Source organism: Streptomyces zaehneri (assembly GCF_032248645.1).
GTDB lineage: Bacteria > Actinomycetota > Actinomycetes > Streptomycetales > Streptomycetaceae > Streptomyces > Streptomyces coriariae.
This window is the reverse complement of sequence record NZ_JASTTJ010000008.1, coordinates 206,631-222,560: the sequence shown is the minus strand read 5'-3', so window position 1 is coordinate 222,560 and position 15,930 is coordinate 206,631. Positions and strand designations below refer to the sequence as shown.

The following is a 15,930-nucleotide window of genomic DNA, read 5'->3' as shown; positions in this document are numbered from 1 at the left end:
TCCGGGGCGTCCGCGGGACCGGCGGGGGCCGCTCGCACCGCGGGGGACGGCGAGCGGCTCCGCTCAGTCGAGGTAGCCCCTCAGCTGGTCCGCGAAGGCGTGGTCACGGAGCTTGTTCAGGGTCTTGGACTCGATCTGCCGGATCCGCTCGCGTGTCACGCCGAAGATGCGGCCGATCTCCTCCAGCGTGCGCGGCCGGCCGTCCGCCAGTCCGTAGCGCAGCTGGACGACCTTCCGCTCGCGTTCGCCGAGGGTGGAGAGCACGGCCTCCAGGTGCTCGCGCAGCAGCAGGAAGGCCGCCGACTCGACGGGGCTGGCCGCGTCGCCGTCCTCGATGAGGTCGCCGAGGGCCACGTCGTCCTCCTCGCCCACCGGGGCGTGCAGCGAGACCGGCTCCTGGGCCAGCCGCAGGACCTCGCCGACGCGTTCCGGCAGGAGGTCGAGCTGGGCGGCGACCTCTTCCGCGGTCGGCTCGTAGCCGCGCTCCTGGAGCATCCGGCGCTGGACGCGGACGACCCGGTTGATGAGTTCGACGACATGGACCGGGACGCGGATGGTACGGGCCTGGTCGGCCAGCGCGCGGGACATGGCCTGGCGGATCCACCAGGTGGCGTACGTGGAGAACTTGTAGCCGCGGGCGTAGTCGAACTTCTCGACCGCCCGGATCAGGCCGAGGTTGCCCTCCTGGACGAGGTCGAGCATGGTGAGCCCGCGCCCGACGTACCGCTTGGCGACGGAGACCACGAGCCGCAGGTTGGCCTCGATCAGCCGCCGCTTGGCCATCCGGCCCAGGACGACCAGCCGGTCGAGGTCGAGGGCCAGTTGACTGTCCAGGTCGGACGCGCCGCTCAGCTTCTCCTCGGCGAACAGGCCGGCCTCCACGCACCGGGCCAGCTCGACCTCCTCGGCCGCGGTGAGCAGCGGGATGCGGCCGATCTCCCGCAGGTACTGCCGGAACAGGTCCGAGGAGGGGCTGCCGCTGTCGGTGGTGCGGGCGCGGGGTGGCGGGACGGGTTCGGGGGCGTCCTCGGGAACGTCCTCCAGAGCCTCGGCGGGCGGCTCGGTCTCGGACTCGGGCTCGGTCTCGGACTCGGGCTCGGTCTCGGACTCGGCCTGCGTCTCCGGGTGGGTCTCGGGGTGGTGCGCGGCACGGTTCTGCGGCGGGACGGCGGCCAGGACGTCGGTCTCGGCGTCCGGTTCCGTGCCGTCGGCCGTGCCGGCACCGGTGGTACCGGCCGTACTCTCGGCAGTGCTGACGGTCTGGGTCAGGGTCTGGGTCTGCACGGGGGCGACCTCCAGGATGATCGCTGCTGAGGTGAGCAGCAGCGGTACTTCGGGGGCGGAGTCGGCGGCCACGCCGCGTCCGTCCGGGATCGGCCGCGCTCCGAGGACTCAGGCACCGCACCCCAGTGTGGAGTACGACACACAGCCGCCACGAGGGGCGTGCGACGACTTTTTGAGTCCGGTGCGTGACCGCGTGGTTACCCTGCCGCGGGCGACGGCTCAGAGAGCGGACGGGCCCTCGTGCTGCAACGCCCTGTCGTACCTGGTCAGGATCATCATCTCGTTCTGGACGGCGGCCGACTGGGCCGGGTCCGTGTGGCCGAGACGGGTCAGCGTGCCCTGGAGATCGGTGAGCCTGCGGGTCACGGCCCTGCGGCGGACCGTCACCAGCTGCTCGCCCGCGTAGTTCTCGTCGACCGTGCGGCGCATGATCGCCTCGACCGCGAGCTCCGTCACCATCGCGCGGACCGCGTCGTCGGGTGCGGCCTCCCGGACCCGGACGAGGTACTCCTGCCCGTCCTTGACGCCGAACTCGGCGCCGCCCGCGTCCTGGATCGCCTGGCGTACGGCGGCGTAGGGGGCGGCGGTGAACTCGTCGATCCCGTAGGCGTCGAAGGCCGGGGAGACCAGTTCGGGGCGCTGGAGGGCCAGCTTCAGCAGCTCGCGTTCGGTGGCGTAGACGGCGTTGCGGAGATTGAGGGCGGGGCCGCCCGCGGCGGGCCGGGAGGCGGACTCGTACGACTGGGGGCCCCGGGCCGGCGCCGGGCCCTTGCCGCCCCGGTCGCGGGCCCAACGGGCCAGCTGGGCAACCCTCTTGACGACGAACTGGGTGTCCAGGATGCCGAGCATGCCGGCCAGCTGGACGGCGACCTCGTGCTGGGCGCCGCTGTTCTTGATGCGGGCGACGATGGGCGCGGCCTCGTCCAGGGCGGCGGCGCGGCCCGCGGGGGTGTCGAGGTCGTAGCGGACGACGATCTGGCGGAGCGCGAACTCGAAGAGCGGCGTGCGTGGTTCGACCAGGTCGGCGACCGCCTCGTCGCCCTTCGCCAAGCGCAGGTCACAGGGGTCCATGTTGTCCGGCGCGATCGCGATGTACGTCTCGGCGGCGAACTTCTGGTCGTCCTCGAAGGCGCGCAGGGCCGCCTTCTGGCCGGCCGCGTCGCCGTCGAAGGTGAAGATGACGCGGGCGCTGCCGTTGTCCATGAGGAGCCGGCGGAGGATCTTGATGTGGTCGCCGCCGAAGGCCGTGCCGCAGGTCGCGATGGCGGTGGTGACGCCGGCCAGGTGGCAGGCCATGACGTCGGTGTAGCCCTCGACGACGACCGCGCGGCTGGACTTGGCGATGTCCTTCTTCGCGAGGTCGATGCCGTAGAGGACCTGGGACTTCCTGTAGATCGCCGTGTCGGGCGTGTTGAGGTACTTGGGTCCGTTGTCGGCCTCGTAGAGCTTGCGCGCGCCGAAGCCGACGACCTCTCCGCCGATGTCGCGGATGGGCCACATCAGCCGGCCCCGGAAGCGGTCGATGGGCCCGCGGCGCCCCTCCTGGGAGAGCCCGGAGAGGATCAGCTCCTTGTCGGTGAAGCCCTTGCCGCGCAGATAGCGGGTGAGGTGGTCCCAGCCCTGGGGGCTGTAGCCGACGCCGAAGTGGACGGCCGCGGACTGGTCGAAGCCCCGCTCGGCGAGGAAGATCCGGCCGGTGTCGGCCTCGGATCCGGTGGCGAGCTGTTCCGCGTACCACTCGGCGGCGATCTTGTGCGCCTCGACGAGGCGGATGCGTTCGCCGCGCTGGTGGGCGGGGTTGTAGCCGCCCTCCTCGTAACGCAGGGTGATGCCGGCCTGGGCGGCGAGCCGCTCGACCACCTCGGAGAAGGTGAGGTGGTCGACCTTCATCACGAACGTGATGGTGTCGCCGCCCTCCTGGCAGCCGAAGCAGTGGAACAGTCCCTTGCTGGGGCTGACCTGGAAGGACGGCGACTTCTCGTCGTGGAAGGGGCAGAGGCCCTTGAGGTTGCCGCCGCCCGCGTTGCGCAGCTGGAGGTACTCGGACACCACGGCGTCGATCGGGACCGCGTCCCGTACCGCCTTCACGTCCTCGTCGTTGATCCGTCCTGCCACGAGGTGATTCTACGGGGGCGCGCCGACATCTCCGGCGGGCCGTGGTGCCCTTGGGGCGCGCGGGGCTGTGACATGTGCGGCTCACCCGCGGGGGCGCGAGCGGCCGCACACGCCCCCGCGTCCGCCGGACGACCTGCCCGCGGACGACCGGAACCCGGCCTACGCGCCGAGGCCGTCCAGCGGCACCCGGGGGTCCGCCAGGGCCTCCGTGTCGATCCGTTCGCGCGAGCGGATCAGCTTCTGGATCGGCTCTGTGACGTCCCACACGTTCACGTTCATCCCGGCGAGGAGGCGGCCCTCCTTCAGCCAGAACGCGACGAACTCCCGCTTGCCCGCGTCACCGCGGATCACCACCTCGTCGTACGTCCCCGGCGGGGCCCAGCCGCTGTACTCCATGCCCAGGTCGTACTGGTCGGAGAAGAAGTAGGGCACGCGGTCGTAGGTGACCTCCTGGCCGAGCATCGCGCGGGCGGCCGCCGGGCCGCCGTTCAGGGCGTTGGCCCAGTGCTCGACGCGCAGCCGGGTGTCGAAGAGGCCGTGCGGGAAGGACGCGACGTCGCCGGCCGCGTAGATGTCGGGGTCGGAGGTGCGCAGCCGGGCGTCGACCGCGATCCCGCCGCCGTGCGCGCGGTCGGCGAGGGTGAGGCCCGCCGCCTCCGCGAGGCTCGTGCGGGGGGCCGCGCCGATCGCCGCGAGGACGTCGTGCGCCGGGTGTTCCTCGCCGTCGTCGGTGCGGACGGCGAGGACCATGCCGTCCTGGCCCACGATCTCGGTGAGCCGGGCGCCGAAGTGGAAGCGGACGCCGTGCTCGCGGTGCAGGTCGGCGAAGACGGAGCCGAGCTCCGGGCCGAGGACGCCGTGCAGCGGGGTGGGCTCCGGTTCGACGACGGTCACCTCGGCTCCGTACTCGCGGGCCGCCGCCGCGATCTCCAGGCCGATCCAGCCGCCGCCGGCGATCACGATGTGGCCGTTGTCACGGCCGAGGGCGGCCAGGACGCCCTTGAGGCGCTCGGCGTGCGCGAGCCGGCGCAGATGGTGCACGCCCGCGAGGTCGGTGCCGGGGATGTCCAGCCGACGGGGTTCCGCGCCGGTGACGAGGAGCAGTTTGTCGTAGTGGACGAGCGTGCCGTCGTCACCGAAGCGGACCGTCTTCGCGGTGCGGTCGATCGCGTCGACGGTCTGGCCGAGGTGCAGCTCGATGTCGTTCTGCGCGTACCAGGCGGGCTCGTGCACGAAGACGCTCTCCCGCGTCTCCTTGCCGAGCAGGAAGCCCTTGGAGAGCGGCGGCCGCTCGTAGGGGTGGTCGCGTTCGTCGCAGATCAGTATCACGCGGCCGGTGAAGCCCTCCGCCCTCAGCGTCTCGGCCGCCTTGGCGCCGGCCAGGCCTCCTCCGACGATGACAAATGTCTGATCCGCGTCGACCACGTGATGCCTCCTACCGGGTTTCTGGGGGGTGGTCCCCCAGAGAACACTGTGCGTGCCGCCACAAGCGAGCGTCCCGCACGCAGCGTGATGGGGGAAGGGGGACGTGCCCGATCAGGGCACGTCGGGTCACGTTCCGGGCCCGTTCGGGCGCACCCGGTCCGCACTTGTCAGGATCTCGTCCGCTCCGTGAGACGGCTGTGCAGCGAGCGGGCCGAGGCGTCGGTGAGGGAGGCGATCTGGTCGACGACGACCCGCTTGCGGGCGCGGTCGTCGGACGCCTGGTCGAACAGGGCGCGGAACTGCGGGTCGAGCCCGTCGGGGGCGCGGGCGGTGAGCGCCTCGGCGAGCTCGCTGATGACGATCCGCTGGTCGGCGCGCAGGACTTCCTGCTCGGCGCGCTGCATGACGTACCGGTCGGCGACCGCCTTGAGGACCGCGCACTCCAGGCGCGCCTCTTGGGGTACGACGAGCTCGGCCTCGTAACGGGTGAGGCGCCCGTTTCCGTACCGTGCGCGGGTGGCGCCCTCGGCGGCCAGGCAGAAGCGGCCGATGAGCTGGCTGGTGGCGTCCTTCAGCCGGGCCTGGGCGGCCGCCGTGCCGTCGTAGCCGTGCGGCCACCAGTCCTGGTCCTGGAGGCGGTCGAGGGCGGCGGCGAGCTCGGCCGGATCGGTGCCCGCGGGGACGTAGCGGCCGACGGCGACCCGGAAGATCTCCCGGCGCTCCGGTTCGGCGTGCAGGCAGTCGGGGTCGATGTGCCCGGCGTGCAGGCCGTCCTCCACGTCGTGCACCGAATACGCCACGTCGTCGGCCCAGTCCATGACCTGCGCCTCGAAGCACGTACGCGTACCGGGGGCCGTTTCGCGGACCCAGTCGAAGACGGGCCTGTCGTCCTCGTAGACGCCGAACTTGCCGGACGACGGGTCGACGGGATGGGCGTCCCGGGGCCAGGGGTACTTGGTGGCGGCGTCGAGGACGGCCCGGGTGAGGTTGAGGCCCACGGAGCCCTCGGCGGTGAAGCGTTTGGGTTCGATGCGGGTGAGGAGTCTCAACGACTGGGCGTTGCCCTCGAAGCCGCCGCAGTCGCGCGCGAACTCGTTCAGCGCCTGTTCGCCGTTGTGCCCGAACGGGGGGTGCCCGAGGTCGTGGGAGAGACAGGCCGCCTCGACCAGGTCGGGGTCGCAGCCGAGGGCGGCGCCCAGCTCGCGGCCCACCTGGGCGCACTCCAGGGAGTGGGTGAGGCGGGTGCGGGGGGTGGCGTCCCAGGCGTCGGTGCGGGTGCCCGGGGTGACCACCTGGGTCTTGCCGGAGAGCCTTCTCAGCGCGGAGGAGTGCAGGACGCGGGCGCGGTCTCGTTGGAAGGCGGTCCGACCGGGGCGTTTGTCCGGCTCGGGGGCCCAGCGGGCGACTGACGTCGGGTCATAGGCGGTGTCGAGGTGTGCGGTGCCTTCCATGTCTCGACAGTAAGCGGCGGGGGTGACAATCGGGTGGTACCGGGCGCCTGCCCGGCTGTCGGATCCGGCACGTCGGCGAGTCGGCGGGCCCGGCGGATCCGGCACGTCGGCGAGTCGGCGGGCCCGGCGGATCCGGCACGTCGGCGAGTCGGCGGGCCCGGCGGATCCGGCACGTCGGCGGGCCGGGGCATGGGCGGATCCGGCGCGTCGGTGCGTCCGGGCCGCCCGGGGTCCTCAGGCCGACGCCAGTTCGGGGGCCGTGCTCGCCGGGGTCGCCCAGGCCTGGTCGTAGCGGTGCAGGAGCAGACTCGCCATCGCCGGGTGGGTGCCCAGCGGGGCGGACGCGATCCAGGGGGCCGCCCGCGCGCACTCGGTCGCGAAGCGGCCGGGGGCCGTGAAATAGGAGGCGACCGCCACCCGGTCGCGGCCTCGCGCGGCCAGGGCCCGCAGCGCCGTCGGGACGCTCGGGGTCGCCGTGGAGGCGTACGCGGGGACCACCGGGACGCCCAGTCGGCGCGCCAGGAGACGGGCCGTACGGCGGGTGTCGACGGCCGAGTCGGGGTCGCGGGAGCCCGCCGCCGCGAGGACGACCGCACTCGTCCGGCGTTCCTCCTGCGTCAGGTCCGTGCGCCAGCCCGCCTCGACCAGCCGCGTGTACAGGGTCTCCACGAGGAACGGGTGCGGGCCGAGCGGTGCGGCCACGCGCGCGTGCACCCGCGCCTTCGCGGCCGCCTCGGGGATGTCCCGCCTGACGTGGTAGCCACGGGCCAGGAGCAGCGGGACCAGGACGGCGTCCGTCGTGCCGTGGGCGTCGAGGTCGGCGAGGGTGTCCGTCAGCAGCGGCTCGTTGAGCTCGATGTGACCGAGGTGCACGGGCAGACCGGGGCGCTGCTCGCGGACGCGGTCCAGGAGCGTGCGGACGGTGCTCAGCGCGCGCGGGTCGCGGCTGCCGTGGGCGACGACGACCAGCGCGGGCGGGCCGGGACGCCGGCGGCCGTCGAGCTGGACGAGGCTGAGCTGGCTGGCGAGCTGGGAGCTGATCCGGTTCATGATGTGCGCCGTACTGTCGAGGTGGACTTCGGACTCGTCGTGGACTTCGGACTCGTCGTACTGAGCGGGCGACGCCTTCATGAACAGATCCTGACGGCACGAGGTTGCACGCCCGTTGCCTGGCCGTCACGAGTGTTTTCCGGTCGTTCACGCCGGACCCGGGGGCGGTGTGAGATGTGGCTCGTGGCACGGGAGCGAACCGGACCACCGTCGACTGCGTCTTCCCGGGCCGAAGGGGCTTGCGACCCGCTCGCCCGTTCGGCCTGTTTCGACCTGGGGGATCACCGTATGAACATCCGTCGACCGCGGCTGCCGCGCACCCGTGCCGGCCGGCGGCGGCTGGTGCAGGCCGTGATGGCCGGGTGCGTGCTCGCGCTGCTGCCGGCCACCTGGCTGTACGTCTCCACGGCCGACCGGCTCGGCACGACCGCCGACGCGCCGCGCACCGAGGTCGCCGTCGTGTTCGGCGCCGGTCTGTGGGACGGCGAGCCCTCGCCGTACCTCGCGCACCGGCTGGACGCGGCGGCGAAGCTGTACCGGGAGGGCCGTATCGAGGTCGTGCTCGTGACGGGGGACAACAGCCGCGAGGACTACGACGAGCCCGACGCCATGCGCACCTATCTGACCGGGCACGGGGTGCCCGACGGGCGGATCGTCAGCGACTACGCCGGTTTCGACACCTGGGACTCCTGCGTCCGCGCCAAGAAGATCTTCGGCGTCGACAAGGCCGTGCTGATCAGCCAGGACTTCCACATCCGGCGGGCCGTCGCCCTGTGCGAGGCGGCGGGGGTGGACTCGTACGGCGTCGGGGTCGCCGCCAAGCACGACGTGACCTGGTACTACGGGGGCACCCGGGAGATCCTCGCGGCCGGCAAGGCGGCCGTGGACGCGGTGTTCGAGCCGGACCCCAGATTCCTCGGACCGAAGGAACCGGGAGTGACGAGGGCCCTCGCCGACGGCCGGTGAGGTGGCGGCTGGGGCGGGTGGGGCAACCGGTGCGCGGCTGGTGCGACGGCGGCTGCGGCGGTCCTCCCCCGTGGGCGCCTCACGGTGGGAGCGGTCCGGCGAGGAGGGCACCACCACACCGCCGTAACAGGAGACCGCACGGCGCGTAACACGGCCGAAGCACGCTGGAACGTATGCCGACCACTTCGACGCCCACCCACTGCCCGTACTGCGCACTGCAGTGCGGGATGGCCCTGTCGCCCCTGCCCACGGGGGGCGTCGAGGTGGTCGAGCGCCCGGACTTCCCGGTGAACCGGGGCGCGCTGTGCGGCAAGGGCCGTACGGCGCCCGCGGTGCTCTCCTCCCGGGTACGGCTGACCTCCCCGTTGGTGCGGTCCGGCGGTTCGCTCGTGCCGGCCACCTGGGAGGAGGCGCTGGACCGGATCGCCGGGGAGCTCGGCAGGGTGCGGTCCGAGCACGGGGCCGACGCGCTCGGCGTGTTCGGCGGGGGCGGGCTGACGAACGAGAAGGCGTACACGCTCGGCAAGTTCGCGCGGGTCGTGCTCGGTACCTCGCAGATCGACTACAACGGCCGCTTCTGCATGTCGTCCGCGGCGGCGGCCGGCATCAAGGCGTTCGGGCTCGACCGGGGACTCCCCTTCCCGCTGGAGGACATCCCGCGGACGGGGTGCGTGATCCTGGTCGGGTCCAACCTCGCGGAGACCATGCCGCCCTCTCTGCGGTTCTTCAACGAGCTGCGGGAGAACGGCGGCACGCTGATCGTGATCGACCCGCGCCGCACGAAGACCGCCGAGCAGGCCGACCTGCACCTCGCGCCCCGGCCGGGAACGGATCTCGCGCTGGCGCTCGGTCTGCTGCACCTGATCGTCGCCGAGGGGCGGGTCGACGAGGAGTACGTACGGGAACGGACCACCGGCTGGGAGGACGCGCGGGCGGCCGCCATGGCGCACTGGCCGGAGTACGTGGAACGGATCACGGGGGTGTCCGTTCCACAACTCCGCGAGACCGTGCGGCTGTTCTGCGAACCCGAGGCCGCGATGGTGCTCACCGCGCGCGGGCCCGAGCAGCAGTCCAAGGGCACCGACACGGTCGGCGCGTGGATCAACCTCTGCCTCGCGACGGGACGGGCCGGGCGGCCGCTCAGCGGCTACGGCTGTCTGACCGGACAGGGCAACGGGCAGGGCGGGCGCGAGCACGGCCAGAAGGCCGACCAGCTGCCCGGCTACCGCAAGCTGGACGACCCGGCGGCCCGACGGCACGTCGCCGAGGTGTGGGGCGTCGACCCGGACTCGCTGCCCGGCCCCGGCCGCAGCGCGTACGAGCTGCTGGACGCGCTGGGGTCCGACGTCCGGTCGCTGCTGCTGATGGGGTCGAACCCGGTGGTCTCGGCACCGCACGCCGCGCACATCGAGGAGCGCGTCAGGTCCCTCGAGTTCCTCGCCGTCTGCGATGTCGTCCTGTCCGAGACGGCGGCCCTCGCGGACGTCGTCCTGCCGGTCACCCAGTGGGCGGAGGAGACGGGGACGACGACCAGCCTGGAGGGACGGGTCCTGCTGCGCCGCCAGGCGATCACCGCCCCGGAGGGGGTACGCAGCGACCTGGAGGTCCTGCACGAGCTGGCGGCACGGCTGGGCGTCGAGAAGGGCTTCCCGACCGACCCCGAGGAGGTCTTCGAGGAACTCCGCCGGGCCAGCGCGGGCGGCGTCGCCGACTACTCCGGCATCACCTACGCGCGGCTGATGGAGGCGAGCGGGGCCGGGGTGTTCTGGCCCTGCCCGGCGGAGACGGACACCAAGACGCAGGGCGAGGCGGAGGACGGGGACCGCGCGGGTGCCGGGGACGATGCGGTGGCCGGGGACCGTGCGGCGGCCGAGGGCGACGCGCCGACCGCGCGGGACGAGGAGGGCGACCGGCGGCGGCTCGGCGCGGCGGCCGGGAGCGATACCGGGGCCGGGGACCGTGCGGCGGCCGGCGGCGAGGCGGGCGCCGGGAGCACCGGGAAAGGCGAGGGAGGCGAGGGAGGCGAGGGAGGCCAGCAACGGCAGCGGCGGACGGCGGCCGGTACGCCTCGGCTCTTTCTCGACCGGTTCGCCACGGAGGACGGACGGGCGCGCTTCGTGCCGGTCTCGCACCGGCCCAACGCCGAGGAACCGGACGACGACTACCCCGTCCTGCTCACCACCGGGCGGGTCGTGTCGCAGTACCAGTCCGGCGCCCAGACCCGCCGCGTGGACGAGCTGAACGCCGCCGCGCCCGGCCCGTTCGTGGAGCTGCACCCCCGGCTGGCGGCGCGGCTCGGAGCCTCCGAGGGCGACCCGCTGGCCGTGGTGTCGCGACGCGGACGGGCGGTGGCCCCGGCCCGGATCACCACCGGGATCCGCCCCGACACCGTCTTCATGCCGTTTCACTGGCCGGGCGAGGGCCGCGCCAACACGCTGACCAACCCGGCGCTGGACCCGACCTCGCGCATGCCGGAGTTCAAGGTGTGCGCGGTGCGGGTGGAGATCGCCGGGTAACCGGCCGTCGGCCGCCGGCTGCCGTGAACCGACCGCCGTCAGCCGGCCGCCGCCCAGCCCGGGATCGCGGGCAGGACCTTCTGCGCGATGCTCAGCAGCGCGGTGTCGTCCGGTCGCACGTCGTCCTGGCGCCAGATGGCGAGTTCATAGGAACCGCCGCCGTCCTCGGTGTCCGGGGCGACGACCAGCGCACGGGCGATGCCGCCGGGGCCGGCGTCGGACTTGCCGCCGCCGAGGTCGAAGCTGAAGGCGATCGTCCGGCTCGAGTAGAGCACCGCGCCGTGGCCCAGGACGGTCTTCGGCTCCGCTTCGCTCAGCAGGTCCTCCATCCCCGCGATCGGGAGGTCGTCGTAGGACCGCGAGAGCTTCACGGTGTACGTGTCCAGTTGGACGGTCCCCTCGGGGCTGGGGATCTCGGTGCCGCCCGCCATCTCGACCGAGCCGTCACTGCCTTAGGCCGTCAGCGCGTGCTCCTGCGGGGTGCCGAGCAGCGCCGGCAGGTCCGCGCGGTTCAGCGCCGTGCACAGCTCCGTCCCGGAGACGCGCTGCGCCGCGTGCGCCTTCTCGGCGGCCTTCTTGTCCTCGTCGTCGACGCGGCAGACCGCCGGTCTGTCGTCGTCGGCCACGGCGTCGTTCTTCTGGATCACGTACAGGCCGCCCCCGAGCGCCCCGACCACCACCAGCGCCGCGATGGCTTGAGCCCATGCGTTCGGGCCCTTCTCGGGCGCGGCAACCATCTCGGCCATGTCCCCCATTACCCCCGGTACCCCCTGCTCGCGCCGGATGCGCGCTGGGGGAGCGTAACGGGTGATCCGGTCACGGGGAAGCGAGTTCCTCACCAGTGAGTAACATCGAGCACTCGCGCGCGGTGCGGATCCCCGTCGTCCGCCGGCATCTGCTCCGTCTCCCCCCGAACCAGCGAGGGAAGCGCCGCGATCAGCGCTGTGAGCGCCCCGGTCGTCCGGACGTCGGCGGCGGTCACCCCCGGTAGGCCGCCGGCCCGGAAGTACAGCCGCACCCGGTCCTGGTCCAGGAGGAGAGCGACGCTCCGGGGGTGGGCGGTGGTGAACCGACGCCGGCCGCCCCGGCCCCGTGGTTTCGGGTTCGGGGCGGCCGTGTCGTGCCTCGGGGAGCGGGTCAGTTCACGTTGACCGCGGTCCAGGCCGCCGCCACCGCGTTGTACTCCGTGGTGCCGGTGCCGTAGAGGTCGCGGGCCGCGTTCAGGGTGGCTGTCCTTGCCGCCGCGTAGTTCGTCGAGGACGTCATGTAGACGGTCAGGGCGCGGTACCAGATCGCGCCGAGCTTGTCGCGGCCGATGCCGGTGAGCGTCGAACCGTTGTACGTCGGGGAGTTGTAGGTGACGCCGTTGACGGTCTTCGTGCCGCTGCCCTCCGCGAGGAGGTAGGCGAAGTGGTTGGCGACGCCGGACGAGTAGTGGACGTCGAGGTTGCCGACCGAACTGCTCCAGTAGTCGGCGGAGTTGCCGTCCTTGCTCGGCTTGTCCATGTAGCGCAGCGCGTCCCGGCCGAAGCCGGAGCGGACGATCTTCTCGCCGATGAGGTAGTCACCGGCGTCGGAGGAGTTCCCGGCGTAGAACTCGACCAGGCTGCCGAAGATGTCGGAGGTCGCCTCGTTCAGGCCGCCCGACTCACCCGAGTAGGTCAGCTTGGCCGTCTTCGAGGTCACGCCGTGGGACATCTCGTGGCCGGCCACGTCCAGGGCGACCAGCGGGCCCAGCTGGGTGCCGTCACCGTCGCCGTAGGTCATGCAGAAGCAACTGTCGTCCCAGAAGGCGTTGTTGTAGCTGTTGCCGTAGTGGACGCGGTTGTAGGAGCCCTTGCCGTCGTTGCCGATGCCGTTGCGGCCGTGCACGTTCTTGTAGTAGTCCCAGGTCACGTCGGTGCCGTACTGGGCGTCGACGGCTGCCGTGGAGCGGTCCGCCGTGGTGCCGGTGCCCCAGTGGTTGTCGGTGTCCGTGAAGAGGGTCGCCGGGGCGCGGCTGATGCAGATGCCGAAGATGCACAGGTCGGTCTTGTTGGCCGCGTCGCCGGTGTACGTGTTGCCGCGCGTCGGGTCCTTGAGCTGGTACGTCGACCCCGAGAGGGTCGTCTCCAGCGGGACCGTGCCGCCGTACAGGGACTTGCCGTCGCCCGAGGCGGTCTCGATGGTGTCCCAGGCGTCGATCTGGGCGCCGGTGCGCGCGTCGGTCAGCACCGCGCGGGCGACCGGGTTGCCGAGCGTGTCCAGGGCGACGGCATCGGTGCGCCAGGCCAGTTTCGGAGCGCCGTGCAGCGCGTCGACGACCAGCTGCGGCTTGGCCTTCACCTGCTTCAGCGTCTCGCCGAGGTTGGCGGCGCGCAGGGCGTTCACGGCGAGGTCGGCGGCCTTGGGAGCGGACACCTTCGGGGTGATGCTCGACAGCGAGATCGTCGCCCTCGTCGCCCGGTTCGCGCTGCGGTACGCGCCGTCGGGTGCCAGATGGACGACGAAGTCACCGCCCAGTACGGGGAGTTGGCGGTAGGTGCGGTCGTAGCGGACGTGCTGCGTGCCGTCCTTGTCGACGACCACGTCACGGACGGAGGTGCCCTGTACGGAGGTGAGGCCGAGGGTGGCCGCGTGGTCGGCGAGTACCGCCGCCGCGTTGTCGAGCGCCGTCGCCCGGGTCGGCCTGTCCGCCGCGTCGGCGACCGGGGAGAGCACGGCGGCCAGGAGCGTGGCCGTGGTGGCGGCGATACCGGCGGTGGCGAGACGGGAACCTCGGACGTGCTGCCGTATCCGACTCATCAGTGTCTTCGGTCTCCTCGAGAAGGCGCCGTGGGGGCGCGTGTGGGGGTGGCCTGTGGGTGGCCTGTGGAGGTGGCGCTGATGTCGTCCTGGCATTTAAGAGGCCATGACATGTCATGTCCATAGCGCATGCGCGATGGGCCGGTGAGGGGGCGGTGAGAGGAGAGAATCGTTTCCGTGAGCGCCCCGGAACTCCCCTTCTTCGTCTACGGCACCCTCCGCCCCGGCGAGGTCAACCACGACCTCCTCCTGCGCGGTCGCACCCTCCGCGAGGAACCGGCCCGGCTGGCGGGAGCCGTGCTCTACCAGGGACCCGGCTATCCCTATGCGGTGGAGGAGCCGGGCGGGACGGTGGCCGGCGAACTCGTCACGCCCCTCCCCCGGGCATACGCGCGGCTGCTCGCCGAGCTCGACCGGCTGGAGGAGTACGTGCCGGGCGACCCGCGCAACCTGTACGAGCGGGTCGAGCGCGAGGTGGCGGTGACAGCGACTGCGACTGCGACTGCGACAGCGGCAACGGGTGCGGACGGGGATGCGGACGAGGAGAGGGAGGGGGCGGCCCTTCGGGGTGGGGGGCCTGTAGTACGCGCCTGGGTGTACGTCGCCGCGCCCGCCGTCGCCGACCGTCTGCGGGCCCGGGGCAAGCCGATCGAGAGCGGGGACTGGCTCACCCGGCGGTGACCGCACCCGGCCCTGCGGCAGCCGTCGGCAGGTACCGGCGCAACCACCCGTCGGCGACGGTCACCCGTTCACCCGCCCCGTCCGCGCTTTTCCGCGCCGGGCCCTCCGCACGCCGGTGACCTGGTGAAACCCTCACCCGGGCCACCCGACCGCGCACACATCTGACACCCATTCATCCCATTCCTGACGCTCCCTCAGGAAGCGCGCTCGCCGCGCTGCGACTTACCTCGGAAGGGCAGGGAGACTCGAAGAGCTCGAAGGAGCACCGATGCGACGCACCGCCCGTCGTACCGCACGTCGTGCCGCGCATGTGGTGACCGGTACCGCGCTCACCGTCATCGCCACGGCCGGGTTCGCCGCACCCGCACCCGCCCACGGCGCCGATGCCGGTGCCCGCGCCGGCGCCACTTCCGGTACCCGTGCCGGAGGTCTGGTGGTGTATCCCTCCACCGCGGTGCCGGGCGGGCAGGTCGCGGTGGACACGGTGGCGTGCGGGGACGGCGGAGCGGCGACGGGCGACGCCGGGGCGGTGGGCGCCGGCCGCTTCCCGCTGGCGCCCAGCGCGCACGAGGGCAAGGCGATCGGACAGTTCCGGGTGCCGCCGAGCGCGCAGCCGGGAACGTACGAGATCGTCGCGGAGTGCGCCGAGGGCGGGCGTCGCCTCACCGGGGACCTGGTGGTCGTCCTGGCCTCCGACCGGCAGCCGGTGCGTCCGCGAGGAAGTGTGAAGACGGGGGTCGGCGGCGCACTGGGCCCCGACCCCGTACAGACCGCGGCCGGCGTGGCGGCTCTCGCCGTCGCCGCCGCGGGCGGTACCTGGCTCCTGCATCGCCGGGCGAGAGGCGACGGGATCTGACGGACACCCTCCGCTGTCCGTCCGCCGGGTACCGCATGTCCCCTCCCCCTCCGGGTCCGACGCCCCTCGCGGCCCGGAGGGGGAACGGGGTTCCCCCGACCAGGAAATTCACGGAAAGCGTCCGCGCGAAGAGTCACGCAGAAGGGTCCCGGGATGCTCAGGGTCGGCAACACCGCCATAGCGGCCGTCACCGTGATCGCTCTCGGCGGCGGCGCGTGGCTGCTGCACAGCGGCGCCGAGACACACGCTCCGCCGCAGCCGTCCGCGGCCCAGGCCCACTCGGCCGGTCCGGGCGGACGGGGCCGCTCCGCCCCGGCGCTGCCGCCCTCCCCGCCCGACCGCGTCCGCATCCCCGCGATCCATGTGGACGCCCCGCTGACCGGCCTCGCGCTCACCCCGTCGGGCAGCCTCGACGTCCCGCCCGCCGAGAAGGAGAACCTGGCGGGCTGGTACGAGGCGGGCACCACTCCCGGCGAGACGGGCACCGCGATCGTCGCCGGCCATGTCGACAACGCCGACGGACCCGCCGTCTTCTACGACCTGGGCGCCCTGCGCAAGGGCAGCGCCGTCGAGGTGGACCGGCGCGACGGAAGCGTCGCGGTGTTCACCGTGGACGCCGTCGAGGTCTACCAGGCACGCGACTTCCCCGACGAGAAGGTGTACGGGGCGGCGGGCAGACCGGAGCTGCGGGTGATCACCTGCGGCGGGGGCTACACGAAGTCGACCGGCTATCAGGGGAACGTCGTCGTCTTCGCACATCTCACCTCCTCGCACGCCTGACCGGGCACCTCACCTCCTGGTG

Annotated in this window: 10 protein-coding genes and 2 pseudogenes; 5 read left to right on the top strand and 7 right to left on the bottom strand. The window is 72.7% G+C overall.

The window, feature by feature from the left end; genetic code table 11:
- Positions 1-63 precede the first annotated feature (63 nt).
- The 5 genes and pseudogenes from QQM72_RS16105 to QQM72_RS16085 form a co-directional block, all read right to left on the bottom strand.
- A pseudogene (locus QQM72_RS16105) lies at positions 64-1,400 on the bottom strand (RNA polymerase sigma factor).
- Between the two features lie 103 nt (positions 1,401-1,503).
- Positions 1,504-3,399: a DNA primase gene (gene dnaG, locus QQM72_RS16100; RefSeq protein ID WP_314221553.1), complete on the bottom strand. Its 1,896-nt coding sequence runs from the start codon at positions 3,397-3,399 to the stop codon at positions 1,504-1,506.
- A 159-nt stretch (positions 3,400-3,558) separates the two neighbouring features.
- Positions 3,559-4,824 (bottom strand): NAD(P)/FAD-dependent oxidoreductase, encoded by a 1,266-nt coding sequence (locus tag QQM72_RS16095; RefSeq protein ID WP_314221552.1) that lies wholly within the window; start codon positions 4,822-4,824, stop codon positions 3,559-3,561.
- A 167-nt stretch (positions 4,825-4,991) separates the two neighbouring features.
- Positions 4,992-6,275, bottom strand: a complete 1,284-nt coding sequence (locus tag QQM72_RS16090) for a deoxyguanosinetriphosphate triphosphohydrolase (RefSeq protein WP_314221551.1) — start codon at positions 6,273-6,275, stop codon at positions 4,992-4,994.
- Positions 6,276-6,509: 234 nt separating this feature from the next.
- Positions 6,510-7,406 carry a sirohydrochlorin chelatase gene (locus tag QQM72_RS16085; protein WP_314221550.1) on the bottom strand — a complete coding sequence of 299 codons (897 nt, stop codon included), beginning with the start codon at positions 7,404-7,406 and terminating at the stop codon, positions 6,510-6,512.
- Between the two features lie 207 nt (positions 7,407-7,613).
- Between QQM72_RS16085 and QQM72_RS16080 the strand changes: the two genes are divergently transcribed.
- Together QQM72_RS16080 and QQM72_RS16075 are read left to right on the top strand one after the other, a co-directional pair.
- Complete coding sequence (locus QQM72_RS16080; protein ID WP_314221549.1) at positions 7,614-8,291, top strand: SanA/YdcF family protein; 678 nt, start codon at positions 7,614-7,616, stop codon at positions 8,289-8,291.
- A gap of 173 nt (positions 8,292-8,464) precedes the next feature.
- Positions 8,465-10,807, top strand: a complete 2,343-nt coding sequence (locus tag QQM72_RS16075; RefSeq protein ID WP_314221548.1) for a molybdopterin oxidoreductase family protein — start codon at positions 8,465-8,467, stop codon at positions 10,805-10,807.
- A 38-nt stretch (positions 10,808-10,845) separates the two neighbouring features.
- Here QQM72_RS16075 and QQM72_RS16070 read toward each other — a convergent pair.
- Both QQM72_RS16070 and QQM72_RS16065 read right to left on the bottom strand, forming a co-directional pair.
- Positions 10,846-11,544 (bottom strand): annotated as a pseudogene (locus QQM72_RS16070) (DUF6215 domain-containing protein).
- A 400-nt stretch (positions 11,545-11,944) separates the two neighbouring features.
- The gene (locus QQM72_RS16065) at positions 11,945-13,591 is read right to left on the bottom strand and encodes a M4 family metallopeptidase (RefSeq protein ID WP_314221547.1); all 1,647 of its coding nucleotides are present in this window, start codon (positions 13,589-13,591) and stop codon (positions 11,945-11,947) included.
- Between the two features lie 177 nt (positions 13,592-13,768).
- Between QQM72_RS16065 and QQM72_RS16060 the strand changes: the two genes are divergently transcribed.
- The 3 genes from QQM72_RS16060 to QQM72_RS16050 all read left to right on the top strand — a co-directional run bounded on the left by QQM72_RS16060 (position 13,769) and on the right by QQM72_RS16050 (position 15,908).
- Positions 13,769-14,272 carry a gamma-glutamylcyclotransferase family protein gene (locus QQM72_RS16060; protein WP_314221546.1) on the top strand — a complete coding sequence of 168 codons (504 nt, stop codon included), beginning with the start codon at positions 13,769-13,771 and terminating at the stop codon, positions 14,270-14,272.
- Between the two features lie 268 nt (positions 14,273-14,540).
- Entirely contained in the window at positions 14,541-15,128 is a 588-nt protein-coding gene (locus tag QQM72_RS16055) for a hypothetical protein (protein ID WP_314221545.1), read from the top strand.
- 153 nt (positions 15,129-15,281) lie between these two features.
- Complete coding sequence (locus tag QQM72_RS16050) at positions 15,282-15,908, top strand: class F sortase (protein ID WP_314221544.1); 627 nt, start codon at positions 15,282-15,284, stop codon at positions 15,906-15,908.
- Positions 15,909-15,930: the final 22 nt, after the last annotated feature.